This is a genomic window from Streptomyces stelliscabiei (genome assembly GCF_014873495.1).
In the GTDB taxonomy this organism is placed as follows: domain Bacteria; phylum Actinomycetota; class Actinomycetes; order Streptomycetales; family Streptomycetaceae; genus Streptomyces; species Streptomyces bottropensis.
The window spans coordinates 4,033,211-4,057,567 of the sequence record NZ_JADBGF010000001.1; the positions used below are offsets into that span (position 1 = coordinate 4,033,211).

The window sequence follows — 24,357 nt, forward strand, 5'->3', positions numbered from 1 at the left end:
CCCCGTCCGCACTCCCGCCGACGCACCTGCCTGGAGGCCCATCCCCGTGATTCCCCTCCCTTCCCTCTCCCTCCCCGTGTCCCTGCCCGGCGTCTACGCCCCGCAGGACGACACCGAACTCCTGGTCCACGCCCTGGGGCGCGAACCTCTGGCCCCGGGGGCACGTGTCCTGGACGTCGGTACGGGGACGGGCGCCGTCGCCCTGGCGGCGGCGCGGCGGGGCGCGGACGTCACGGCCGTCGACATCTCCCGGCGGGCGGTGCTCAACGCCCGGGTCAACGCCGTACTGGCGCGGCTGCCGCTGACGGTCGTCCGCGGCGACCTGCTGGGCCCGGTGGCCGAGCGGTCCTTCGACCTCATCCTGTCCAACCCGCCGTACGTGCCGGGCCCGGAACCGAGGCGACGGCGGGGGCCAGGTCAGGGTCCCGGCGCGGCGCCGAGGCCCGACAGACTCGGCCACGCACGGGGAGCCGCGCGGACCTGGCACGGCGGACGGGACGGCCGACTCCTGCTGGACCGGATCTGCCGGGACTCACCGGGGCTGCTGCGGCTTGGCGGGGTGCTGCTGCTGGTGCACTCGGCGCTGAGCGACGCGGAGCGGACCCTGACGCAGCTGGGGGCCGCCGGACTGCGGGCCGATGTCGTGGAGCACCGCCGGGTCGCGTTCGGACCCGTCCTGCGGGAGCGCGGCGACTGGCTGCGCGGGCGCGGGCTGCTGGGGGCCGAGGGCCGTGCCGAGGGCGACGAGAAGGAAGAGCTGGTGGTCATCCGTGCCGAACGTCCCCGCTGAACGCCGCCGCGTCACCCTGCAACGCCCCGGCCCGCTGCTGGTCGAGGGGCCGGTCGAGGTCACCCTGGACGACGGGACGACCGTGTCGTCGGACCGTTTCTGCGTGGCCCTGTGCACCTGTCGCCGCAGCCGGATCCACCCGTGGTGCGACACCAGCCACCGCCGTCGCGCCCAGCGGCACCCTGCCGAGCCGGACGACTCCCGCCCCGCGCAGCCGCCCCCCTCCTGAAAGGACCCCGAAGCCATGCAGCCCGAGGAGCACACACAACCCCAGCAGCGGTCGTACTGGATCGAGAGCGCGCCGCACGGGAGCGAGCACCCGGCGCTCGACGGGGACCTGGTCGTCGACGTGGCGGTGGTGGGCGCGGGCATCGCGGGGATCAGTACCGCGTGGGAGCTGGCGCGGCGGGGGCGGCGGGTGGCGCTGCTGGAGGCGGACCGGGTCGCGGCGGGGGTCACGGGGCACACGACGGCCAAGGTGACGGCGCTGCACACGCTGATCTACGACCGACTGCGGCGGACCCGGGGCGCCGAGGCGGCCGCGCTGTACGCGCGGTCGCAGAACGAGGCGGTCCGGCATGCCGCCGCGCTGGTGGAGGAGCTGGGCATCGACTGCGACTGGGAGGACGCGGCCGCCTACACCTACGCCGAGGACGAGGGGCGCGTCGCGGAGCTGCGGGCCGAGGCGGAGGCGGCGCGGGAGGCCGGGCTGCCCGCCGAGTTCGTGACGGAGACGGGGCTGCCGTTCCCGGTCGCGGGGGCGGTGCGGGTGGCCGACCAGGCCCAGTTCCATCCCCGGAAGTACCTGCTGGCGCTGGTGGGGGATCTGGTGCGGCAGGGCGCGTCGGTCCATGAGCGGACGCGGGTGGTGCGGCTCAAGGAGGGCTCGCCGTGCCGGCTGACCACCGAGGCGGGGTTCACGGTGACCGCCGAGGACGTCGTGATCGCCACGCACTACCCCGTCTTCGACCGGGCGCTGCTGTTCACCCGGCTCTCCCCGCGCCGCGAACTCGTGCTCGCCGCGCCGGCCCCGGCCGGTGCCGACCCGCACGGCATGTACATCACCCAGGAACAGCGCACCCGCTCCGCGCGGACCGCCCCGTACGGGGACGGGCGGCGGCTGCTGATCGTCACCGGGGAGCACTTCACCCCGGGCACGGCCGGCGTCGAGGCACGGTTCGAACTCCTCGCGGACTGGGCGGCCGAGCGCTTCGGGCCGCTGGACTTCACCCACCGCTGGGCGACGCAGGACAACGACTCCACCGACTCCGTGCCGCTCGTCGGCCTCTTCCACGCGGGCAGCCGCCACACGTGGGTGGCGACCGGGTTCGGCGGCTGGGGCATGAGCGGCGGGATCATGGCCGGGCGGCTGCTGGCCGGGCTGATCACCGGGCACAAGTCCGCGTGGAGCGATCTGTACGACCCGCGCCGGGTGCTCAGCGCGGTGCGGGAGGCGCCGGCCTTCCTGAAGCACCAGGCCCAGGTCGCCCGGCACTTCGTCGGCGACCGGATCAGCCCGCCCGGGGACGCCTCCGTGGACGCGATCGCCCCCGGGGACGGCGCGGTCGTCCGCGTCGGCGGCCGCCACTGCGCGGTCCACCGGGACGAGGACGGCTCGCTGCACGCCGTCTCCGCCCGGTGCACCCACATGGGCTGCCTGGTCGGCTTCAACCGCGCGGAACGCATGTGGGAGTGCCCCTGCCACGGCTCCCGTTTCGACGTCGAGGGCCGGATCGTGCAGGGACCGGCGACGAAGCCGCTGGAAGGGCGGGACCTCTGATGCGGGGGTCGATACGGGGGTCGATACGGGGGTCGCGCGCGCCGAGGAGCGCGGGGCCCGGGTTTCGCGGCCCCGGCGCTCCTCGGCGTGCGCGGCCGACCCGTGTCCCCCACACCCCGGCGGGGTGCCGCACCGCGCCGGACGACGTGTACGGTCCGAAGGCATGAAACTCGCGTTCTCCACCCTCGGTGTCCCCGGTCTCCCCATCGCCGACGTCGTACGGCTCGCCGTCACGCACGGCTATCACGGCGTCGAGTTGCGCGCCCATCCCGAGGAGCCGGTGCACCCGGGGATCGGGGCCGGCGAACGCGCCGAGGTGGCCGCCGCGTTCAAGGCCGCGGGCGTGGAGATCCTGGGGGTCGCCGGGTACGCGCGCGTCGCCGCGCCGGGCGACGACGGCCCCGTACTGGACGAGATCCGCCAACTCCTGGACCTGGCGAAGGACTTGGGCGCCCCCTTCGTCCGTGTCTTCCCCGGCGCCGACCTGGCCGGCGGGCAGAGCGCGGACGAGGCCGACGCGATCGCGGCGCGGCGGCTCGGGACGGCGGCGGAGGACGCGGCCGACCGGGGCGTACGGGTCCTGCTGGAGACCCATGACTCGCACCGCACCGGCGCCGACGCGATCCGGGTGCTCGGCCCGGTCGGCCACGGCAGCGTGGGATCGCTGTGGGACGTGATGCACACCTGGCTCGGCGGCGAACAGCCCGCCGAGTCCTACGCCGCCCTCTCCCCCTTCCTCGGCTACGTCCAGGTCAAGGACATCGCCTCCCCCGACGACACCACCCCGCTCGCGCTCGGCGCGGGCGTCCTCCCGCTCGGCGAGTGCGTCGACCTGCTCTCCCGCAAGGACTGGGACGGGTGGCTGTGCTGGGAGTACGAGAAGCGGTGGTACGAGGAGGCCGCGCCGCTGCCGGAGCTGCTGGCGGCGGGCCGGGAACACCTCGGACGGCTCCTCAACGACGCGGCGTAAGGCCATGGCCTGAGCTTGGCAGGTCAAGCCCAGGCCTCCTTCGGCCCTGCTCGGCGCGGATTTTGACCGCGAATCAGCATCGACTCACCCAAAGCCGATCACGCGCCGAGCAAGGATCGATCAGGTGCCGAGCAAGTACCGACAGTAACTCTTGGAAAACGGAGCGCTGCGGCCCGTCCTTACAGCAGACTTACCTCCCGCGCCTGTCAGGCACAACTGGCCATGCATCGGGGGGATTTGGCATATGCAAGGCACGGTCGACGGTTTCAGCTACGGCGCGGTCACCCCGGTGGCCGCCTACGTCATGGCCTGCCTGGGCGCGGCGCTCGGACTGCGCTGCGTCGTCAGGTCGGTCTACAACGAGCAGTCCTGGAAGCCCGGTTGGCTGGCCCTCGGGGCCGCGTCGATCGGCTGCGGCATCTGGACGATGCACTTCATCGCGATGATCGGCTTCCGGGTCAGGGAGAGCGAGATCCACTACGACGTCGCGCTGACCGTGCTCAGCCTCGTCGTGGCCGTCACCGTCGTCGGCATCGGGGTCTTCGCCGTGGGCTACCGGGGGGTCAGCACAGCCTCCCTGTGCTCGGCGGGAATCGTCACGGGCCTCGGGGTGGCCGCCATGCACTACCTGGGCATGGCGGCCATCCAGCTGAACGGCTACATCCGCTACGACCTCGCCGTCGTCGCCCTCTCCATCGGCATCGCCATCGCCGCCGCGACCGCCGCGCTCTGGGCGGCCGTGTCGATCCGGGGCTTCCTGACCAGCCTGGGCGCCAGCCTGGTGATGGGGGTCGCCGTGTCCGGGATGCACTACACGGGGATGGCCGCGGTGGGGGTGCACCTGCACAGCACGGCCCCCGGCACGTTCACCGGTGAGTCGCCCACCTCGATCCTGCTGCCCATGCTCATCGGACCGGTCATCTTCCTGCTGCTCGCGGGGGTGGTCGTGATGTTCGACCCGATGCTCGTGCTCGGCGAGGGCGACTGGGACCGGTCCGCCGCCCGGGACAGGGAGCGCGAGCCCGCCGCCCCGCGGCAGCCCAGGCGCGCCGACCGCCCCGACGTCCCGCTCCAGCACCCCGACGACGACTCCGCCGGCTCCCTCTTCGACCCCCGGTCCCGCCGGCCGCAACCCCCGCCCCAGCCCTACCGCCAGCAGCAGGCGGGAGGCCGTGCCCAGCAGTGGTGACAGCGCTCCGAGCGGCCCGTCGAAGAATCTTCCGGGAAATCCGCGCCAGGCTGTCACAACCGCCGCCCCTGCGGTGTCTAGAGGTCGAATCCCCAGGAAGCGGAGGAGACATCATGACGAAGAACACCGCGGTGGTCGTGATCGGTGGCGGATACGCCGGGGTCATGGCGGCCAACCGCCTCACGCGACGCGACGACGTGACCGTGACGCTGATCAACCCGCGCCCGGACTTCGTCAACCGGGTCCGTCTGCACCAGCTGGTCGGCGGGTCCGACGACGCGGTGGTCGCCTACCGGGAGGTCCTGGCCGAGGGCGTCCGGCTGGTGGTCGACACCGTGACACGGATCGAGACGGCCGAGCGGGGGGTGACCCTGGCGAGCGGCGCCACGGTCGACTACGACCACCTGGTCTACGCGGTGGGCAGCGGCAGCGCCGACCCGGGCGTGCCCGGAGCCGCCGAGTTCGCCTACCCGATCGCCTCCCTGGAGGAGGCGCGGCGGCTGCGGCCCGTCCTCGACGCCACGGCCCAGGCGGCCCCGGTGGCCGTGGTCGGCGCCGGCCCGACCGGCATCGAGACCGCCGCCGAACTGGCCGAGCAGGGCCGCCCCGTGACCCTGCTCTGCGGCGGGGTGCTCGGCCCGTACCTGCACCGCCGGGGGCGGCGCGCGGTGGCCCGGCGGCTGACCGCCCTCGGGGTGAGCGTGCTCGACGGCCCCGGCACCAAGGTGACGGCGGTGACGGACACGGCCGTCCGGCTCGGCGACGGCCGCGAGGTGCCGAGCGCGGTGACCGTCTGGACCGCCGGGTTCGGCGTGCCGGACCTGGCCGCGCGCAGCGGGCTGAGCACCGACGCGCTGGGGCGGCTGCTCACGGACGAGACGCTGACCAGCGTGGACGACCCGCGGATCGTCGCGGCCGGCGACTCCTCGGCGCCGTCGGGCCTGCCGCTGCGGATGAGCTGCCAGGCCGCGATCCCGCTGGGCGCGCGGGCCGCCGACACGGTGCTGGCCCGGATCGAGGGCGAGCGCCCCGCGCCCCTCAACCAGTTGTTCGCCGGGCAGTGCATCAGCCTGGGCCGTGGGGAGGGCATCTTCCAGTTCGCCCACCGCGACGACGTACCGCGGTGGTTCCACATCGACGGCCGCACCGGCGCGAAGATCAAGGAACTGGTGTGCACGGGCATCATCAAGCACCTGAGCGGTGAGGCCCGCGAGCCCGGTGCGTACGGCCTGCACCGCGTCTCGGGAGGCAGCAAGCGGCGCCGGCTGCTGGAGTCGGCACGCCACGAGGCCCCGGCGACCGCCGGGAGGAAGATCGAAGCATGAGCGAGCACACCGCCGACCCGGCGACCGAGGCGTTCGTCGCCCACCGCAATCTGCTCTTCACGGTCGCCTACGAGATGCTCGGCTCGGCGGCCGACGCCGAGGACGTCCTCCAGGAGACCTGGCTGCGGTGGGTCGACGTCGACCTCGGGCAGGTGCGCGACCAGCGCGCCTACCTGGTGCGGATCACCACCCGGCAGTCGCTCAACCGGCTGCGCGCGCTGAGCCGCCGCAAGGAGGCGTACGTCGGCCCGTGGCTGCCGGAGCCGCTGCTCACCACGCCCGACGTCGCGGAGGACGCGCTGCTCGCCGAGAGCGTGTCGATGGCGCTGATGCTGGTGCTGGAGACACTGTCGCCGACCGAGCGCGCGGTCTTCGTGCTGCGGGAGGTCTTCGACCTCGGCTACGACGAGATCGCCACCGCCGTCGACAAGAGCCCGGCGGCGGTCCGGCAGATCGCCTCCCGTGCCCGCAAGCACGTGGACGCCCGCCGGCCGCGGCAGGCGGTCTCCGTGGGCGAGACCCGCAAGGCCCTGGACTCGTTCCGGCGCGTCCTGGAGACCGGTGATCCGCAGGGCTTCCTCGACGTGCTCGCCCCCGACGTCGTCCTGATCGGCGACGGCGGCGGCATCAAGCAGGCCGCGGTCCGGCCGATCACCGGCGCCGACAAGGTCTCCCGCTTCCTGCTCGGCGGCCTGCGCAAGAACGACCTCCCGGTCCGGGTCGTCCCCACCGTCGCCAACGGCGCCCCCGCTCTCGCCGTGCACCTCGACGGCGAACTGGACGGCATCGTCGCGATCCACGTCGAGGACGGCCGGATCACCAGCCTCTACTACGTCCGCAACCCGCAGAAACTCTCCCGAGCCGAGTCCGAGACCCCCCTCACCCTGCGGTGACCGTCCCGGACCGCCCCTACCGGCGGGGCTCCGGCAACAGCCGGGGCTCCACCCGCTCCTCGCTCACCGTGCCACCCTCCCGGCGCACGATGTACGCCCCCTTGCCCGGGAGTTCGGCGACGGCCTCCACCAGTCGGGTGCCCCGGTAGACGAGGCCGACGCCGTCGTCCGTGCAGTGCGTCTCCGGGAGGGTGCCGTCGGAGACGAGGGCGTGGACCAGGGGGCGCCGGCCCTCGTCGCTGTCGTAGTGGACACCGTTGCCGTAGGGGAGGTAGCCCAACGCGTCGGTGACGGGGCGGAGTCGGGGGCCGAAGGAGTCGGTCGTGCCACCCCGGAACCAGCAGAGGGAGCCGGCGCTGACGCCGCTGAGGACGACGCCGGACTCCCAGGCACGGCGCAGGACGCGGTCGAGGCCGTGGACGCGCCAGACGGCCAGCAGGTTGGCGACCGATCCGCCCATGACCCAGACGACGTCCTGTTCGAGGACGGCCGACTCGATGTCCTCGATGTTGGGCATCGGGAAGAGCGCGAGGGGTGTCAGGTCGAAGCCGGCCACGCGTGCGGCCTCGCTCATGCGGGCGGTCATGTGTTCGGCGTCGCCGATCGCCGTGCCGATGTACATCACCCTCGGGCGTCGGCCGTGCGCGCCCGAGAGGTCCACCGCGTGGTGCACCAGGGAGTGGAAGGTGACCCGGGTGCGGTCACCGAGGCGGTGCCCGCCCGAGGTCGCGACGATGGTGGGCTCGGAGGCTGTCATGTCCCGGAGGCTAACGGAGGCCTCCGGCGGGCCGGGGGGCTGTCGGCTGCCGGCCCGGTGGGTGGACGATCGGCTGCCGGCCCGGGGGGTGGACGATCGGCTGCCGGCCCGGGGGGGTGGACGATCGGCTGCCGGCCCGGGGGCTTCTCGCGCAGTTCCCCGCGCCCCTGAAAAGCAGGGGCTGCGCCCCGTGCTTTCAGGCCCGCAGGGCCTGTGTGGCTTTCAGGCCCGCAGGGCCTGTGTCTTTTAGGGGCGCGGGGAACTGCGCGACAAGCCCCACCGGAGCCGCACCCGCCCACGACGGGGACCCGCAACGCACCCATCCCGCCCCGCCGCGCGCCCTCCCTTGACCGGTAGAAACTTTCCGGATAATCGTGACACCTGGAAGTTTCCTTCAGCAGTCAGCAGTCACCAGTCAGTAATCAGCAGCAGCTCCCTCTCCCCCACCTCCGGAAGGAGCGACGCACGTGCCCTCCAGACGTACCGTTCTCGCCGCCACGGCGGGCGTCACCTCGGCCCTCGCGCTCGGCACCGACGCGCGGGCCGGCAGCGGCCCCGACGACAAGAGACTCCGTCGGCTGATCTCGCGCATGACCCTTGAGGAGAAGGTCGGCCAGCTCTTCGTGATGCGGGTCTACGGGCACTCGGCGACCGCGCCCGACCAGGCCGACATCGACGCCAACCTCCAGGAGCTGGGCGTCAAGACGGCCGCCGAGCTGCTGGCGAAGTACCGGGTCGGCGGGATCATCTACTTCTCCTGGGCGCACAACACCCGCGACCCCCACCAGATCGCCGCCCTGAGCAACGGCATCCAGCGCGCCTCCCTCGCCCTCCCCCGCGGCCTGCCCGTGCTCGTCTCCACCGACCAGGAGCACGGCGCCGTGGCCAGGGTCGGCAGGCCCGCCACGCTGCTGCCGGGCGCGATGGCCCTCGGCGCCGGCGGCTCCGCGAGCGACGCCCGCGAGGCCGGACGCGTCAGCGGCGCCGAACTGCGCGCGCTCGGTGTCCGGCAGGACTACGCGCCGGTCGCCGACGTGAACGTCAACCCCGCCAACCCGGTCATCGGCGTACGGTCCTTCGGCGCCGATCCCCAGGCCGTCTCGAAGCTGGTCGCCGCGCAGGTGAAGGGGTATCAGGGCGCCGGGGTCGCGGCCACCGCCAAGCACTTCCCGGGGCACGGGGACACGGCCGTCGACAGCCACTACGGCTTCCCGGTCATCGAGCACACCCGGGCCCAGTGGTCCGCCCTGGACGCCCCGCCGTTCCGGGCCGCGATCCGCGCCGGCATCGACTCGATCATGACGGCGCACATCATGGTCCCCGCCCTGGACCCCTCCGGCGACCCGGCCACCCTGTCCCGCCCGATCCTCACCGGCATCCTGCGCGGCGAGCTGGGCTACGACGGGGTCGTGGTCACCGACTCGCTCGGCATGCAGGGCGTACGGGAGAAGTACGGCGACGACCAGGTGCCGGTGCTGGCGCTGCGGGCCGGTGTCGACCAGCTCCTCAACCCGCCCTCGATCGAGGTGGCGTGGAACGCGGTCCTCGCCGCCGTGCGCGCCGGCCGGCTGACCGAGGCCCGCCTCGACGCGTCGGTCCTGCGCATCCTGCGGCTGAAGGCGAAGCTCGGGCTGTTCGAGCGGCCGTACGTCAGTGACGCCGGTGTCGACCGGGTGGTGGGGACCGCGCGGCATCTCGACGCCGCCGACCGGATCGCCGAGCGGACCACGACCCTGCTGGTCAACGAGGGCGCGCTGCTGCCGCTGTCCCGCCGCAGGCACAGGAACGTGCTGGTGGTCGGCGCCGACCCGGCGTCCCCGTCGGGCACCACGGGCCCGCCGACGGCCGTCCTCGCCGCCGAACTCACCTCCCTCGGCTTCACGACGACCCGGCTGTCGACCGGTACGGCTCCCACCCAGGCGGTCGTCGACCAGGCCGTCGCGGCGGCGGCCGGCAAGGACGCGGTGGTCGTGGCGACGTACAACGTGACGGCGGCCGGCACCCAGCGGACCCTCGTCACCCGGCTCCTCGCCACCGGGGTCCCGGTGGTGGCGGTCGCGATCCGCAACCCGTACGACGTGGCCCAACTCCCGGCGGTGAAGGGCTACGTGGCGTCGTACACCTGGACGGACACGGAGGTGCGGGCGGCGGCCCGGGTCCTGGCCGGGCGGGTCGCGCCGCGCGGCAGGCTGCCGGTGCCGGTGCAGCGGGCCGACGACCCGGCGCGGGTGCTCTACCCGATCGGGCATGGCCTGACCTACGGACCTTGACGTAGAGGGCCTACGCCGCATCATTCGCACACCGGCCCCAAGTGACGCAAAGCGCACGGTATGTCCGGCGTGCCCCCCTCCCCGAGGTCACGCTGGACGGGGTTCATCGGGGAGGGCCATGCGAGGGACGCGTCGCGTTCGAAGGGTGCGCGCAGGAGGGCTGGTGACCGCCGTCGTCCTGGCGGTCGCCGCGCTCTCGGGGTGTCAGGCCTGGCCGGACGGGGTGGGCGAGACGCCGGCGGAGCCGACGGCCACGGCCGTGCCCACGCCGACGTCCGGGTACGGGACGGTCTTCCTCGGGGTCGACGAGTGCAGTTCGTTCGGGACGACCAGCTTCACGGAGGTGCCGTGCGCGGGCGAGCGGGCCGCCGCCCGGGTCGTGGCGCGGCACGACGACCGGGTCGGCCAGGGGCCGCTCTGCCCGCCGACCACCGACTTCGTCCTCCACATCAGCGAGTCCCGGCCCCCCTCGGACGGGTCCGGCCGCTCCGGCGCGTCCGGCGCGGACGAGGACGGCGACGGTTCCGTGCCGCAGGGCTACGCCTGTATGCGCAAGCTCCAGCCGCCCCACCCGGGCGACCCGGGCGGCGGGGGCGGCCCCCGCACCATCGTCGGCGACTGCGTCTACGGCTCCGGTCGGGGCGAGGTCCGCGAGACGGCCTGCGACGGCCGGGGCGAGCACGACCCGGAGTACGAGGTGACGACGGCCGTCGGCACGAGGGCGCGGTGCCCGGCCACCACGGACCTGTACGTACGGCTGGGCGGGGACCGGCCGGTGGGGTGCGCGGTGCCCCTGTGACGTCCGGGAACGTGTGGGGCCCGGTCACCGCCGGACGGCGGCCACCGGGCCCCACTCGCTCACAGCTCCGGCGGGCTACGGCCGGAGCGTCATCTCCCGCTCGACGTCACGCTTGTCGAGCTTGGAGTCGAACTTCGCCAGCGGCTTCGCCTTGCTCGGGTCTGCCTGGACGGCGGCCGGGGCGACGCCCGCCCACTTCAGGATCCGGGCCGTGGCCAGGTCCTTCTGCGCCTTCACCAGACCGGCGACGTTGGCACCGTGGTTGGCGCCGGGGGCCGTGAAGACGTACGAGTCGCGCGCCTTCTTGCCCAGGTGGAACGGCTCGGAGCCCCACGGGTCGTTCTGCCCGTAGACGAAGAGCATCTGCTTGGCGTTGTTCCGGACCCAGGTGTCGACGTCCCGCATCGCGTTCTTCTGGAACGTCATCTCGATGTCGCGCGGGACGAAGTTCCGGGGCGGCTGGTAGCCGTAGCGGATGTACTTCTTCTCGATGTGCGGGAACGTGATGTCGGGCGCGCCCAGCTGCGTACCGGCCTGGTAGTAGTACGGCGTGTACGGCTCCAGGCCCTGGTCGGCGTAGGCGGAGAAGCCGGAGATGGTGTCGATGGACGTCCAGATCTCGTCGTCCGTCGCGGCCTTGGCGTCCTTCGGGACGACGCCGCTGTCGCAGTCGGCGAGCAGGCTGTACTGCCAGAAGCCCCACACGTAGTCGAGGACGACCGCCTCGTACGCCTTGTCGAGGCTGCCGATCGTCTCGAAGGTGAGGCCGTCGGCGGCGGCGACCTCCGCGTACTTCTTCTCCAGCGGCTCACGGCGCACCAGCGCCTCGCGCTGCACGGCGTTCAGCCGGTCGCGGCACTCCTTGGTGCCGACCTTCGCGAAGAACCGGTCGTAGGCCGAGTCCTCCTGGTTGACGACGTCGTTGGGGGCGACGTACGCGACGACGCCGTCCATGTCGTGCGGGTAGAAGCGCTCGTAGTAGGTGGCGGTCATGCCGCCCTTCGAGCCACCGGTCGAGACCCAGTTCTGCCGGTAGATCTTCCTCAGCGCCCTGAAGATCCGGTGCTGGTCGCTGGCCGCCTGCCAGATGTCCAGCTTCGACCAGTCGGCCGGGTCGGGGCGGGAGGGGTTGAAGAAGCGGTACTCCATGGAGACCTGGTTGCCGTCCACGATCTGGGTGGGCTCGCGGCGGCCGGGGTTGGTGGAGACGTTGTAGCCGCCGGTGTAGAAGACCGTCGGCCGGGCCGTGTCCTTGTGCAGCACGGTGATCCGCTGCTGGAACGTGCCCTTCTTCGGGTTCCTGTGGTCCACCGGCTGGGTGAAGTTGAGGACGAAGAAGCGGTAACCCGGGTACGGCTTCTCCTGGATCAGGCTCACGCCCTTGATGGCGAGCAGTCGGTCCTTGATGTCAGCGGTGTCCGACCCGGCGGCCGTGGCCGCCCCCGCCGTGCTCAACGTGCCGATGAGCACCACGAGCGACAGCACCCACCTGAGTGCTTTGCGCATGCGTTTTCTCCCCTATGCAGCGGCTGTGCGCCGGAAGCTATCGGAGCCACCGCCGGGGCACCAGGGAAGAAAGGGGCCAACTGGACTGCCTTCGGCCGCAGATGGGCGGGATAGGGAAAACCCTGTGTGCGGTTCAGCGCAGGATCCAGCCCGAGTCGTAACTCCGGCCGCCGGCCTTCGCCTTGATCCACACGGGGCGTCGGCCCGCGTGCACGGTCACGGGACCGGCGGGGCTCTTGACGTTGCGCACCCACTGGCCGCCCCAGGCCCGGATGCGCAGGGTCCCCTGGCGGGCCTGCTTCCTGGGCACGAGCACGGCGCACACGTACCGGCCGCCCTTGCGGTACACCCGCACGGTGCCGGTGGCGAAGGTCAGGGTCCGTACCTTGCGCCCGCCGCAGGACGCGGCGGCCTCCGCGCTCGCCGGCGGCCCCGCCAGTGTCAGCAGCCCGGCGGTCGTCAGCACGGCCAGTCCGAGCGCCATGCGCCGACGTATCCGCCCGCTCACTGCAGCCCCTCCCGCCACACACCCGTACTGATGTACGGACGCACAACCCCCCTCGAACGGTTGCGCGCTCAAGGGGACACGCTACGGAGGGCCGCTACGGTTTCAGAGCCGGCTCGCCCACGAACGTGCGCCACAGTGCCGCGTACCGGCCCTCGCGGGCCAGGAGTTCGTCGTGGGTGCCGTCCTCCGCGACCCGGCCGCGGTCCATGACGACGACGCGGTCGGCGCGGGCGGCCGTGGTGAGCCGGTGGGCCACGACGAGGGTCGTACGGCGGCCGGCCAGGCGGTCGGTGGCGTGGTTGACCTGGGCCTCGGTGGCCAGGTCGAGCGCGGCCGTCGCCTCGTCCAGGAGCAGGATGTCGGGGTTCACCAGCTCCGCGCGGGCCAGGGCGATCAGCTGCCGCTGCCCGGCGGAGAGGTTGCGGCCGCGCTCGGCCACCTCGTGGAGGTAGCCGCCGTCGAGCGTGGCGATCATGTCGTGCGCGCCGACCGCGCGGGACGCGGCCTCCACCTCGGCGTCGGTCGCGTCGGGGCGGCCGTAGGCGATGGCGTCCCGGATGGTGCCCTGGAAGAGGTACGCCTCCTGCGGGACGACGCCCAGGCGGTGCCGGTAGGAGGTGAGGTCGAGGTCGCGCAGGTCGGTGCCGTCGACGGTGACCCGGCCGCCGGTGGGGTCGTAGAAGCGGGCGACGAGCTTGACGAGCGTCGACTTGCCGGCGCCGGTCTCGCCGACGAAGGCGACGGTCTGTCCGGCGGGGACGGTGAGCGCCACACCGCTCAGGGCCGCTTCCCCGTCGGCGGAGCCGTAGGCGAAGTCCACGTCCTCGAAGGTGATCTCGCCGCGCAGGGAGCCCACCTTCCGCGGCTCGGCGGCCGACTTCGTGGACGTCGGCTCCTGGAGGAGTTCCTGGATGCGGCCCAGGGAGACGGTGGCCTGCTGGTAGCCGTCGAAGACCTGGGAGAGCTGCTGGACGGGGGCGAAGAACAGGTCGATGTAGAGGAGGTAGGCGACCAGGGCACCGGTCGTCAGGGTGCCCGCGTCGACGCGGTGGGCGCCGACGATCAGCACGGCCGCCGCGGCCGCCGAGGACAGGAACTGCACGAACGGGAAGTACAGGGAGATCAGCCACTGGCCGTGGACCCGGGCCCGGCGGTAGCTGTCGCTGCCGGCCGCGAACCGCTCGCCGCCCGCGCGCTCGCCCCGGAACGCCTGCACGATCCGCAGCCCGGCCACCGACTCCTGGAGGTCCGCGTTGACCACGGAGACCCGCTCGCGGGCCAGCTCGTACGCCTTCACGCTCGCCCGGCGGAAGAAGAACGTGACGACGATCAGCGGCGGGAGGGTGGCGAAGACGACGAGGGCCAGCTCCACGTCGAGCACCAGCAGGGCGACCATGATGCCGAAGAAGGTGACGACGGAGACGAAGGCCGTGACCAGGCCGGTCTGCAGGAAGGTCGACAGGGCGTCGACGTCCGTCGTCATCCGCGTCATGATCCGGCCGGTCAACTCCCGCTCGTAGTAGTCGAGTCCGAGGCGCTGGAGCTGGGCGAAGATCTTCAGGCGGAGGGAGTACAGGACGCGCTCGCCGGTGCGGCCGGTCATCCGCGTCTCGCCGACCTGGGCCGCCCACTGGGCGAACACCGCGACCAGGCCCAGCAGGGAGGCGGCCCAGACCGCGCCGAGGGCCGCCTGCGAGACCCCGTCGTCGATGCCGTGCCGGATCAGCACGGGCAGCAGCAGGCCCGTGCCCGCGTCGACCGCGACGAGCGCCAGGCTGATCAGCAGGGGCAGGCCGAAGCCGCGCAGCAGCCGCCTCAGGCCGTACGACTCCTCCGGCGCGACCGCGCGGGCCTCGTCGACGCCGGGGGTGCCGGTCGCCGGGGGCAGCGCCTCGACCTGGGCGAGGAGTTCGGGGGTGGCGGGGGTGCCGGCGAAGGCGGTGTCGCGGGGCTCCCGGTCGCCGGTCCACAGCCGGGGCGTGATGCCGCGCTCGGCGTCGAACTCCGCGTCCAGCTCGTCCCTTATCGAGTCGCGTACGGGGGTGTCGTCGGTCTTGGTGAGGGAGGCCGGGGGGAGGTGGCCGGGTGAGACGCCGCCGAGTTCGTCGGGGTCGGTGAGCAGCCGGCGGTAGAGGGCGGAGCGGCCCTCCAGCTCCTCATGGGTGCCGATGTCGGCGAGGCGGCCCTCGTCGAGGACGGCGATGCGGTCGGCGAGGTTCAGGGTGGAGCGGCGGTGGGCGATGAGGAGGGTGGTGCGGCCCTCCATGACATGGGTCAGCGCCTCGTGGATCTCGTGCTCCACCCGCGCGTCCACGGCGGAGGTCGCGTCGTCGAGGACGAGCAGGCGGGGGTCGGTGAGGATCGCGCGGGCGAGGGCGACGCGCTGGCGCTGGCCGCCGGAGAGGGTGAGGCCGTGCTCGCCGACCTTGGTGGCGTAGCCGTCGGGCAGCTCGGCGATGAAACGGTCCACCTGGGCGGCGCGGGCGGCGGCCTCGATCTGCTCGTCGGTCGCGTCGGGGCGGCCGTAGGCGATGTTGGCGCGGACGGTGTCGGAGAAGAGGAAGGAGTCCTCGGGGACCAGGCCGATCGCGGCGCGCAGCGATGCGAGGGTCAGCTCGCGGACGTCGTGGCCGCCGATGAGGACGGCGCCGCGGGACACGTCGTAGAAGCGCGGGAGGAGGAGGGAGACGGTGGACTTGCCGGAGCCGGAGGAGCCGACGACGGCGAGGGTCTCGCCGGGGCGGATCTCGAAGCTGAGGCCGTCGAGCACGGGGCTGGTCGTGCCGTGGGCGCCCTCGTAGCCGAAGGACACGTCGTCGAACTCGACGGTGGCGGGCGCGTCGGCGGGGAGGGTCTTGGTCCCGTCGGTGAGGGCCGGCTCGGTGTCGATCAGCTCCAGGACGCGCTCGGTGCCGGCGCGGGCCTGCTGGCCGACGGTGAGGACCATGGCGAGCATGCGGACGGGACCGACGAGCTGGGCGAGGTACGTGGAGAACGCGACGAACGTGCCGAGCGTGATGTGCCCGCGCACGGCCAGCCAGCCGCCGAGCGCCAGCATCGCGACCTGGCCGAGCGCCGGGACGGCCTGGAGGGCGGGGGTGTACCGGGAGTTGAACCGGATGGTGCGCAGCCGCCCCGCGTAGAGCCGGCGGCCGACCTCCCGCAGTTTCCCGGTCTCCTGGTCCTCCTGCCCGAACCCCTTGACCACGCGGACGCCGCTGACGGCGCCGTCGACCACGCCCGCGACGGCCGCGGCCTGGGCCTGGGCGTACCAGGTGGCGGGGTGCAGCTTGGCGCGGCTGCGCCGGGCGATCCACCACAGCGCGGGGGCGACGGCGACCGCGACCAGGGTCAGCGGCAGGGACAGCCACGCCATGATCACGAGGGAGATCAGGAACAGCAGGATGTTGCCGATGGTCATCGGCAGCATGAAGAGCAGGCCCTGGATCAGCTGGAGGTCGCTGGTGGCGCGGCCGACGACCTGCCCGGTGGACAGCTCGTCCTGCCGCCGTCCGTCGAGGCCCGTGATCGTCCCGTACATCTCCGTGCGCAGGTCGTGCTGGACGTCGAGCGCGAGCCGGCCGCCGTAGTAGCGGCGGACGTAGGTGAAGACGTACACCAGGAGGGCGGCGCCGATCAGGGCCCCGGCCCAGGGGGCCATCTCCCGGGTCCGGTCCCCGATCACGTCATCGATGATCACCTTGGTGATCAGGGGCACCAGGGCCATCACGGCCATACCGCCGAGGGACGACCCCAGGGCGAGGATCACGTCCTTGGGGTACCGCCAGGCGTATCCGGCGAGTCTGCGCGCCCAACCTCGGTCGCCCCCCTGTTGCGCTACCACGCCGGTGCCCTCCGTTCGTCCTGGTCTCCGCAGGAGACCAACACGCGGGGCCCGGGATTTCATCCCGCCGCAACAATTCGGGGGCGGCGCTCAGCCCACGCGCACCCGCAGGGAGTAGAAGCGGGTCGTCTGTACGGCGTTCTGGTTGTCGTCGCTGACCAGCAGTACGTCCAGCCGTCCCGGCCCGTGCCCGTCGTGCGCCGCGTGCCGCCGCTGCCCGGTGACGGCCATCCCCTCGATGTTGTCGAGCAGCGGGTTCGGCTGGGGCTGCTCGGCGGTGGCGCCGAGGGAGGGGCAGTGCACGAGGTCGGCGAGGAGGGTCTTGCCGACGAGCGTCACGCCGTCGCCGTCCTGGCCGGTGAGGACGTCCACGCCACCGGTGTCGGTCGCGCGGCGCGGGTCGGCGGCGTAGAGGCGGACCGTGTTGCCGACCCCGGCGGTGAAGCCGCGCTCCAGCACCAGCAGCCGGCCGCCCGGCAGGCCCGCCACCTCGACGACGCCGAGTCCGGTGTCGGCGCGGTAGCCGTACTGGGCGGCGAGCCGGAAGTCCCGAGCGCCGTGCCTGTGCCAGGTCTGCAGGCGGACGATCCCGGCGGCGTCCCCGGCGAGGGCGCCCTCCATCGAGGCGAGCAGGGTGCGCCCGCCGGGCAGGAGGGTGAGCCCCTCGAAGGTCTGGTTGGCGACGGCCCGGCCGGCCGGGGCGACCCGTAGCGCGGCGGGTACGGGCAGGGTGCCGAGGAGCCGCCCTGCCCGGTCGTACCGACGGACGGACGGCTCGGTCTCGGAGGTGACGAGCCGGGTGCCGTCACGGTCGACGGCCAGTGCCTCGGAGTCGAGCGCGGCGCCGGTCTGTGTGGCGAGCGGGACGACGCTCCTCGGCCGCAGGGTGCGGCGGTCGAGGGTGAAGAGGGAGGACCGGTCGGAGACGGCGAGGAGCGAGCCGTCGTGGTCGACGGCGAGGCCGGAGAGGTTCCCGACGAAGGTGTCCTCGTAGGTCGTCTTGTCGAGGACGTCGGAGTACGCCGTGATCGACACGGACGGCGAACAGGCGTGGCTCGGCGGCGGGCCGGCGTGGACGGGCCCGGCGGCGGCCAGGGTGGTGGCCGCCGCCAGGCCCGCGGTCAGGGTCGCGACAAGGCTTCTGAGAGGCATGGCGTCACGGTAGGACGACGCCGGTGATCCGTGGATGGCCTCGCCGTGAACGTCCGGATGCCACTCGCCGCGGTCTACTCGGTCTCGGGCACCGGCACGGTCGCCTCCTGGGGCCGGTCGGTGGGCACGTAGCGCTGCACGCTCGGCGCACCCGAGGCGCTCTTGGCGACGGGCACGAGATCCTTGTGGATGACCTTGGCGACACCCTGGATGGTGTTGACGCCGTACTGCATGTCCGGGTTGCCGTGGGTGAGGACGGTGATCGTGTAGTCGCGCCCGCCGCCGGTGAACGTGCCGACGCTGTGCACCCGCCAGCCGTGCGTGGCGCGGGACAGCCACCCGTTCTTGACGTGCACCTTCACGGTGGAGGGGGCCCCGGCCGGGGTGCCCCAGCGCTGCGAGGCGACGACCTGGTTCATGAGCTTCAGGGTGTAGGCGCGGGCGTTGTCGCTCAGCACGGTGTTCTTCGCGGTGAGCAGGGCGAGCAGCCGCTGCTCGTCCCGGACGGTGATCTGGGTGAGGCCCCAGTAGTTGTCCGCGCCCGGCTTGGTCTGGGTCATCTTGGCGGCGGTGAGGAACGCCTTGATCTTCTTCATGCCGAGCTGCTTCCACAGGGTGCTGGTGGAGGCGTTGTCCGACTTGGTGATCATGGCGGTGGCGAGCTTGGTCTCACGGTCGGTGAGATACCTGTTCGTCTTCTTCGCGTCGTACAGCAGCGCGGCGAGCACGGTCACCTTCACGACGCTGGCCGAGTCGAAGGCGGTGTCGCCGCGCAGCGTGCAGGTGGTGCCGGTGGTCCGTTCGGACAGCCCGACGGCCACCGTCCCCTTCCGGTTCCCCAGCGCGGCGGTGATGTCCTTCTGCAGCTTCTCGGCCAGCCCGGCCTGCTTCGACGTACAACTGACCTGCGGTGCCGGCGCCGCCGCGGCGGCCGGCGCGAACGCCACCGCCGCCGACGACACGACCATCCCGACGCCGATCCCCGCAGCTACCGCACGCGCACTTCTGGACGTACGCGACACCCGGGATACCCCCGATATCCGGTGAGTCATCTACCTTTTTCCCATCCCCTTGAGCGACTGGAACCCGCCACGGGCGGATTCACCTCAGTCGACTCGCGAGGGCGCGCGATGGTTGTACATGTGTTCGCCTGATCGGGGATCGGTACGGGCGGGCCCTCTCCCGGCCGCCGCAGGAGTTTTCGCCGAAGGCGATACCGCCCACCAGGTGAAGGAGGCGCTGCGGTTGCCGCCGGAGCAGCTTCTCGCAGCCCGGACACTGGGCCCGGATCACTGGAAGGCGGTGGTCGAGGTGTACCGGGAGATACCGGGCCCTCTCCCGGCAACGCTGCCCGGCACCACCATGAGCGCCGGCCGGCAGCGGCGGTTCACGACGGCGTACCAGGAGCAACTTCGCGTGTACACGGAGAAGTTCGCGCAACCTGCCTCCCGGGCGACCGGTGGGGAAAATCAGTCGCCCGGCCACCGCCGGACCGTAGGCTCGACGCCATGACCACCACCCTGGAGACGATCCACGACGTGCCCGTGCTGATGTGCGCCCCCGAGGGCGAGACGATCGCCCGCGAGAGCGACGCCCTGGATCTCATCGGCAACGCCGGGTACCAGGGCGCCACCTGGGTCGTCGTCCCCGTCGAGAGGTTCGACGAGGCGTTCTTCCGGCTGCGCACGCGCGTCGCCGGCGACATCATCCAGAAGTTCGTCCAGTACGGTGTCCGCCTCGCCGTGATCGGCGACATCTCCCCTTACACGGAGGCCAGTTCGTCGCTGCGGGACTTCGTGCGGGAGTGCAACCGCAATCGTCAGACGTGGTTCCTGGCCGACATCGACGAGCTGCGGGAGCGCCTGCGGGGCTGAGGCCCGCGCGGCGGACCGACCGCGCCGCGTGGGCCGCGCCGAAGTCTCGGCGCGGCCCACGCGGTGATCCGGACACACCCCCGGAACCGCCTCTCACACCAGCTCGGGCTGCCGCTCCGCCGGCCGTTCCGGCAGCGCCGTCGGCACGGGCTTCCCGTCCCATCGCCGTTCGTTCCGTACGTAGCCGTAGCCGACCGAGGCCATCATCAGCAGGAGCAGCGGGCCGTACGCCCACGGGTGCCGGGCCATCTCCAGCGGCAGATGGCGGTAGGCCAGCAGAAGCGCGACGAACACCGTCGCGCCGTAGGCGACGAGCCGGGCTCCCGACCGGTCCCAGCCGCGGTCGACCGTGCGCAGACCCGCCTCGATGGTGAGCGTGAACACGACTCCGGCGATGAGGTCCACGCCGTAGTGGTAGCCGAATCCCAGCGTCGCGGTGAGCGTGGCGATCAGCCAGAACGTGCCCGCGTACCGCAGAAGGCGCGGGCCGCCGCGGGAGTGGACGAAGATCGCCGTGGCCCACGCCGTGTGCAGACTGGGCATGCAGTTGCGTGGGGTGATGTCGTCGTACGGCATGGAGTGCGGGACCCCGACCGGCGGCGGAACGTCGGGCCACAGGTCGGCGAGCGCCCAGTGTCCGCCGCCGGTGCCGAACGCGCCGGAGCCGTAGGCGAAGACCGGTCCGACCACAGGGAAGATCATGTAGATGCCCGGCCCGAGAAGGCCGATCACCAGGAACGTGCGCACCAGGTGGTGGCGCGGGAAGCGGCGCTCGGCGGCCACGTGGCGCAGCTGGTAGAGCGCGACGCCGACCGCCGCGACCGCGAGCTGGATGTAGACCCAGTCGAGCAGATGGGTGCCGACCGGGCCGGTGGCCCTGACCATCCGGCCCACCAGCCACGACGGGTTGCCCAGCGCGTGGTCGGCGGTCGCCAGATACGGGTCGAGCACCGTCGGGCGGGTCTTGGACGTGATCAGCAGCCAGGCGTCCCCGGTCTTGCGGCCGGCCACCAGCAGCAGGCCCAGCCCGACGCCCTTGAGCAGCAGGGCCCGTTCCCGGCCGGTGCGGCGGGTGACGGCGATGACCGCGCAGCCCAGCAGCACCCACAGCGCGCCGTTGCCGAACATCATCTTGGCGTCGAGAGCCCACCGCACCAGGAAGAAGACGACGTCGATCCCGATCGCGACGCCGAGGGCGATGAACCGTTGCCGCCAGGTGAGCACCACCATCGTCAACGCCATGCTGGCGTACAGCAACGGCCCCGACTTGGGGGCGAATATCACCTCTCGCGCCTGGTTGGTGATCGGACCCGGCAGTCCGTAGCCACGAGAGACGATCTCCAGCGCGAGAATGAATCCGACGGTCGCGACACTCGCCGCGGCCCACAGAATCACCCTCGGCCGACGCCACTCGACGGACGCGAACGCGTTTCGTATGCGCGGGAACACCCGCGGGACCATGGATATCAATTATCCGGCCGTCGTCTCGGTCGGGTACGACGGGCCGGGTCTCTTCGTGGTGCGCAGCATGACTTTCCGGTGGAGGGCGTGGGCGGACGGAAGCGGTTCACGACGGGCGGGACCGCGCGAGGGATCTGGGACCAGCGGGGTCACTCCTGGGAAGACCGACGACCACCCCTCGGGGTTGCTCGCACGATCGGATACGCGGGCACCGCGTCCGGCTCGCGATATGGAGTCCGTCCACACGTCGTCCACTGATCCGTCCCCCACTCTCCCCTGGGCGCCATCGCCTCCCCACCAGCATCGTGGACGGCTTCGGGAAGGCATAGAGCGCCCCCCGCACTCCGCCGGACCGGCCCACGGGCCGGCCGGCGGCTCGAACAGTCGGCCGACCCGCCGCGCACGTGCCCAGCACGCCTGATTTCGCACGTCAATGGGGGTCTCCCCTCGCGTCGGGGCACGCGAGCGGGGCGTGGGGCCCGAGGGTTGCCCCGTTGGCCAGAACGTCACCAAATCGCCTTCCCTTCGTAACACACGGACTGACCCGTCCATGCCAATCTCTCGATTGCCCACACAGTCAACCCGCGTAGAACGAGACTCCCCGAAGCAACTCCTCGTGCTGCGCGGCCCTCTGGGAAGGGACACCCCTCATGCCCGCTGCGCGGATACGCAGTTGGAAGTCGGTCGCTCTCGCAACGTCGGCCGTGCTCGTCGGTATCGTCCTCCCGGCCGCCACGGCCTCCCCCGCCTCGGCGACGACCACCGCCTACGACGCGACGTACTACAAGAACGCGGTCGGCAAGACCGGTACGGCCCTGAAGTCCTCCCTGCACACGATCATCAGCGCCAACGTCTCGAAGATCTCGTACTCCGCGGTCTGGGACGCGCTGAAGGTCACCGACCAGGACCCGAACAACAGCAGCAACGTGCTCCTGCTGTACAGCGGTGTCTCCCGCAGCAAGTCCCTCAACGGCGGAGACGTCGGCGACTGGAACCGCGAGCACACCTGGGCCAAGTCGCACGGCGACTTCGGCGAGGCCATCGGGCCGGGCACCGACCTGCACCACCTGCGCGCCTGTGACGTCCAGGTCAACAGCACCCGCGGCAACCTCGACTTCGACAACGGCGGCAGCGCCGTCACCAACGGCGGCGGCAGCACCGTCGACTCCGACTCCTTCGCGCCGCGCGCCGCGGACCGGGGTGACGTGGCCCGCATCATCCTCTACATGGCCGTGCGCTACGACGGCGGTGACGGCTTCGCCGACCTGGAGCCGAACGAGAAGGTCAACAACGGCTCCAACCCGTACATGGGCAAGCTCTCCGTCCTGAAGGCCTGGAACGAGGCGGACCCGCCGAGCGCCTTCGAGGAGCGCCGCAACCAGGTCATCTACGACACCTACCAGCACAACCGCAACCCGTTCATCGACCACCCGGAGTGGGTCGAGGCGATCTGGTAGACGCTCGCCGAGCACGTCGAACCCCCGGTCCCCGTACGAGGGCCGGGGGTTCGACGTCCCACCGGCGCGGAAGCCTCCGCACCCGCCGCTGTGCGCGGGGGCGAGCCGGCACCGGCGGCGCGTCCGGGTGAGGGCTCTCGACCAGTTACCCATCCATGACATTCGGACGTACAACCGATGAAGGGCGCCTGGAGTCGGACTACACGGACGCGGCACTTCCGCCACGCCGGATCCACCGACTCGAAAGGCACGTGCATGTCACGAGCAGGAGCACGACGCAGCACCCGCGCGGCACGACTGAGCGCCCCCATCGCCGCGGTGGTGCTGCTGACCGGAGGCCTGACGGCCCTGTCGCTCGGCCCGGCCGCTGCGGCGCCCGCGAAGGTGGGCGTGGCGGACGACTTCAACGGCGACGGCTACGGCGACCTGGTCGTCGGCGCCCCGAACGCCAAGGTGTCCGGGAAGGCCAGGGCGGGCTACGTGACCGTCCTGTACGGCTCGAAGAGCGGGGCCTCCGCGGCGAAGAAGAAGCTGATCAGCCGCTCGACGAGCGGGGTGCCGGGCGCCGCCACCGCGAACCAGCGCTTCGGCTCGACGTTCACCAAGGGCGACCTGGACCGGGACGGCTACGGCGACCTGGTGATCGCCGGCGGCACGGCGGGCTCGGTGATCCTCTGGGGGTCGGCCTCCGGGCTGACCGGCGGCACGAGCATCGCCAAGTTCGGGTCGGCCCCGCAGGCGGGCGACTTCGACGGTGACGGCAAGACCGACCTCGCCCTCTTCTCCGCCCAGGACATCAGCGGCGACGACCCCGAGGGCGCGCCGGCGGCCCTGTGGAAGGGCCCGATCTCCCGCGCGGCCAAGCCCGCCGCCGTACTCCCGCTCCTCGACAAGTCCCTGTGGTGGGGCTGGTACGAGGACGACGCCTCCTGCGCCACCGGCCACGGCTGCGAGAACGGGCCGTCCTCCATCACCGGGCCGGTCGTCTCCGGCCAGGTCGGGGACGTCAACGGCGACGGCCGCGACGACCTGGTCCAGTGGTACTACACGGGTGACGGCACCTGGGGCAACCGGCTGCTCCTGGGCGGCGCCTCGGGCTTCAAGCGCGGCTTCGCGCCCGGCGACGACGTGACCCGCGCGGCGGCGGGCACGGGCGTGGGCGACGTGAACGGCGACGGCTACGACGACGTGGTCGTGGGTGCCGACGGCTGGACCGACCAGGTCCGCGTGGCCTACGGCTCCCCCACCGGCACCTCCGAGTCCAACGTCCAGACCTTCGACCAGAACCTGCCGGGCTTCCCCGGCGCGCAGGAGGAGGGCGACCTCGTCGGCTCGGCGGTCTCCGTCGCCGACGTCACCGGCGACGGCTACGCCGACCTCGCCCTCGGCATCGCGTACGAGGACGTCGGCGACATCACCAACACCGGTTCGGTCGCCCTGGTCCCCGGCAGCGCCGCCGGCGTCACGGGCGCCGGCACGCAGGTCTTCCACCAGAACACCGCCGGGGTCCCCGGCGCCGCCGAGGCGGAGGACAAGTTCGGTACCACCACGGCCCTGGTGGACCTCGACGGCAACGGCCACCCCGACCTCGCGGTCGGCGCCCCCGCCGAGAACAGCGACAACGGGGCCGTCTGGGTCCTCCCCGGCACCACGACCGGTCTGACCACGACGTCGGCGCTCGCGTTCGGCCCCGGCGACGTGTCCGCCCCGGCGACCGACGCGATGTTCGGCGCCTTCCTGCGCTGACCTGACCCGGTCCGGCGTGACGGCCGCGCGCGGTCA

Annotated in this window: 19 protein-coding genes; 12 read left to right on the forward strand and 7 right to left on the reverse strand. The window is 72.5% G+C overall.

All coding sequences use genetic code 11. The features are described 5' to 3' along the window. Positions 1–46: 46 nt before the first annotated feature. The 7 genes from H4687_RS17815 (at position 47) to H4687_RS17845 (ending at position 6,947) form a co-directional block, all read left to right on the forward strand. Positions 47–790, forward strand: a complete 744-nt coding sequence (locus H4687_RS17815; protein ID WP_046919754.1) for a methyltransferase — start codon at positions 47–49, stop codon at positions 788–790. Further along, the gene (locus H4687_RS17820) at positions 771–1,019 is read left to right on the forward strand and encodes a CDGSH iron-sulfur domain-containing protein (protein WP_046919751.1); all 249 of its coding nucleotides are present in this window, start codon (positions 771–773) and stop codon (positions 1,017–1,019) included. Before H4687_RS17815 ends, H4687_RS17820 begins: the two co-directional genes overlap by 20 nt. A gap of 15 nt (positions 1,020–1,034) precedes the next feature. Beyond that, entirely contained in the window at positions 1,035–2,570 is a 1,536-nt protein-coding gene (locus H4687_RS17825) for an FAD-dependent oxidoreductase (protein WP_050398190.1), read from the forward strand. Between the two features lie 163 nt (positions 2,571–2,733). Beyond that, positions 2,734–3,540, forward strand: a complete 807-nt coding sequence (locus tag H4687_RS17830; protein ID WP_046919113.1) for a sugar phosphate isomerase/epimerase family protein — start codon at positions 2,734–2,736, stop codon at positions 3,538–3,540. Positions 3,541–3,784: 244 nt separating this feature from the next. After that, a complete protein-coding gene (locus H4687_RS17835; RefSeq protein ID WP_046919112.1) occupies positions 3,785–4,729 on the forward strand; it encodes an MHYT domain-containing protein in 945 nt (314 codons plus the stop codon). Positions 4,730–4,842: 113 nt separating this feature from the next. After that, a complete protein-coding gene (locus H4687_RS17840; protein WP_046919111.1) occupies positions 4,843–6,054 on the forward strand; it encodes an NAD(P)/FAD-dependent oxidoreductase in 1,212 nt (403 codons plus the stop codon). Continuing rightward, positions 6,051–6,947 carry an RNA polymerase sigma-70 factor gene (locus H4687_RS17845; RefSeq protein ID WP_046919110.1) on the forward strand — a complete coding sequence of 299 codons (897 nt, stop codon included), beginning with the start codon at positions 6,051–6,053 and terminating at the stop codon, positions 6,945–6,947. The genes H4687_RS17840 and H4687_RS17845 overlap by 4 nt, the downstream gene beginning before the upstream one ends. A gap of 16 nt (positions 6,948–6,963) precedes the next feature. Here H4687_RS17845 and H4687_RS17850 read toward each other — a convergent pair whose 3' ends face one another. Beyond that, a complete protein-coding gene (locus H4687_RS17850; RefSeq protein ID WP_046919109.1) occupies positions 6,964–7,704 on the reverse strand; it encodes a Type 1 glutamine amidotransferase-like domain-containing protein in 741 nt (246 codons plus the stop codon). Positions 7,705–8,171: 467 nt separating this feature from the next. Here H4687_RS17850 and H4687_RS17855 point away from each other — a divergent pair, with 467 nt between their 5' ends. Then, entirely contained in the window at positions 8,172–9,974 is a 1,803-nt protein-coding gene (locus H4687_RS17855) for a glycoside hydrolase family 3 protein (protein ID WP_046919441.1), read from the forward strand. Positions 9,975–10,137: 163 nt separating this feature from the next. Beyond that, a complete protein-coding gene (locus tag H4687_RS17860) occupies positions 10,138–10,773 on the forward strand; it encodes a hypothetical protein (RefSeq protein ID WP_046919440.1) in 636 nt (211 codons plus the stop codon). Positions 10,774–10,848: 75 nt separating this feature from the next. On the opposite strand, the gene H4687_RS17865 is transcribed toward H4687_RS17860, so the two are convergent. From H4687_RS17865 to H4687_RS17885, 5 genes are all read right to left on the reverse strand, one after another. Beyond that, on the reverse strand, positions 10,849–12,279 hold the full coding sequence (locus H4687_RS17865) for a S28 family serine protease (RefSeq protein WP_046919439.1): 1,431 nt from the start codon (positions 12,277–12,279) through the stop codon (positions 10,849–10,851). Between the two features lie 133 nt (positions 12,280–12,412). Next, positions 12,413–12,763, reverse strand: a complete 351-nt coding sequence (locus tag H4687_RS17870; protein ID WP_046919438.1) for a hypothetical protein — start codon at positions 12,761–12,763, stop codon at positions 12,413–12,415. Positions 12,764–12,881: 118 nt separating this feature from the next. Beyond that, positions 12,882–16,631, reverse strand: coding sequence for an ABC transporter ATP-binding protein (locus H4687_RS17875; RefSeq protein ID WP_192781685.1), 3,750 nt, complete (start codon positions 16,629–16,631; stop codon positions 12,882–12,884). 90 nt (positions 16,632–16,721) lie between these two features. Further along, on the reverse strand, positions 16,722–17,783 hold the full coding sequence (locus H4687_RS17880; protein WP_046915611.1) for an esterase-like activity of phytase family protein: 1,062 nt from the start codon (positions 17,781–17,783) through the stop codon (positions 16,722–16,724). 74 nt (positions 17,784–17,857) lie between these two features. Next, positions 17,858–18,751: a serine hydrolase gene (locus H4687_RS17885; protein WP_046915612.1), complete on the reverse strand. Its 894-nt coding sequence runs from the start codon at positions 18,749–18,751 to the stop codon at positions 17,858–17,860. Positions 18,752–19,291: 540 nt separating this feature from the next. Here H4687_RS17885 and H4687_RS17890 point away from each other — a divergent pair. Next, complete coding sequence (locus H4687_RS17890) at positions 19,292–19,657, forward strand: DUF4180 domain-containing protein (protein WP_005486458.1); 366 nt, start codon at positions 19,292–19,294, stop codon at positions 19,655–19,657. 93 nt (positions 19,658–19,750) lie between these two features. Here the strand turns inward: H4687_RS17890 and H4687_RS17895 are convergent, their stop codons facing one another. Then, a complete protein-coding gene (locus H4687_RS17895) occupies positions 19,751–21,118 on the reverse strand; it encodes a phosphatase PAP2 family protein (protein ID WP_179860114.1) in 1,368 nt (455 codons plus the stop codon). 650 nt (positions 21,119–21,768) lie between these two features. Between H4687_RS17895 and H4687_RS17900 the strand changes: the two genes are divergently transcribed. Together H4687_RS17900 and H4687_RS17905 are read left to right on the forward strand one after the other, a co-directional pair. Further along, a complete protein-coding gene (locus H4687_RS17900) occupies positions 21,769–22,575 on the forward strand; it encodes an endonuclease I family protein (RefSeq protein WP_046915614.1) in 807 nt (268 codons plus the stop codon). Positions 22,576–22,830: 255 nt separating this feature from the next. Then, the gene (locus tag H4687_RS17905) at positions 22,831–24,321 is read left to right on the forward strand and encodes an FG-GAP-like repeat-containing protein (protein ID WP_046915615.1); all 1,491 of its coding nucleotides are present in this window, start codon (positions 22,831–22,833) and stop codon (positions 24,319–24,321) included. Positions 24,322–24,357: the final 36 nt, after the last annotated feature.

What these genes read in the sequence shown, in the direction of transcription:
- H4687_RS17845 (WP_046919110.1), top strand. Translation starts at nt 6,051, where the DNA reads ATGAGCGAGCACACCGCCGACCCGGCGACCGAGGCGTTCGTCGCCCAC.
- H4687_RS17890 (WP_005486458.1), top strand. Translation starts at nt 19,292, where the DNA reads ATGACCACCACCCTGGAGACGATCCACGACGTGCCCGTGCTGATGTGC.
- H4687_RS17870 (WP_046919438.1), bottom strand. Translation starts at nt 12,763, where the DNA reads ATGGCGCTCGGACTGGCCGTGCTGACGACCGCCGGGCTGCTGACACTG.
- H4687_RS17825 (WP_050398190.1), top strand. Translation starts at nt 1,035, where the DNA reads ATGCAGCCCGAGGAGCACACACAACCCCAGCAGCGGTCGTACTGGATC.
- H4687_RS17840 (WP_046919111.1), top strand. Translation starts at nt 4,843, where the DNA reads ATGACGAAGAACACCGCGGTGGTCGTGATCGGTGGCGGATACGCCGGG.
- H4687_RS17880 (WP_046915611.1), bottom strand. Translation starts at nt 17,783, where the DNA reads ATGCCTCTCAGAAGCCTTGTCGCGACCCTGACCGCGGGCCTGGCGGCG.
- H4687_RS17865 (WP_046919439.1), bottom strand. Translation starts at nt 12,279, where the DNA reads ATGCGCAAAGCACTCAGGTGGGTGCTGTCGCTCGTGGTGCTCATCGGC.
- H4687_RS17885 (WP_046915612.1), bottom strand. Translation starts at nt 18,751, where the DNA reads ATGGTCGTGTCGTCGGCGGCGGTGGCGTTCGCGCCGGCCGCCGCGGCG.
- H4687_RS17900 (WP_046915614.1), top strand. Translation starts at nt 21,769, where the DNA reads ATGCCCGCTGCGCGGATACGCAGTTGGAAGTCGGTCGCTCTCGCAACG.
- H4687_RS17835 (WP_046919112.1), top strand. Translation starts at nt 3,785, where the DNA reads ATGCAAGGCACGGTCGACGGTTTCAGCTACGGCGCGGTCACCCCGGTG.
- H4687_RS17905 (WP_046915615.1), top strand. Translation starts at nt 22,831, where the DNA reads ATGTCACGAGCAGGAGCACGACGCAGCACCCGCGCGGCACGACTGAGC.
- H4687_RS17830 (WP_046919113.1), top strand. Translation starts at nt 2,734, where the DNA reads ATGAAACTCGCGTTCTCCACCCTCGGTGTCCCCGGTCTCCCCATCGCC.
- H4687_RS17895 (WP_179860114.1), bottom strand. Translation starts at nt 21,118, where the DNA reads ATGGTCCCGCGGGTGTTCCCGCGCATACGAAACGCGTTCGCGTCCGTC.
- H4687_RS17850 (WP_046919109.1), bottom strand. Translation starts at nt 7,704, where the DNA reads ATGACAGCCTCCGAGCCCACCATCGTCGCGACCTCGGGCGGGCACCGC.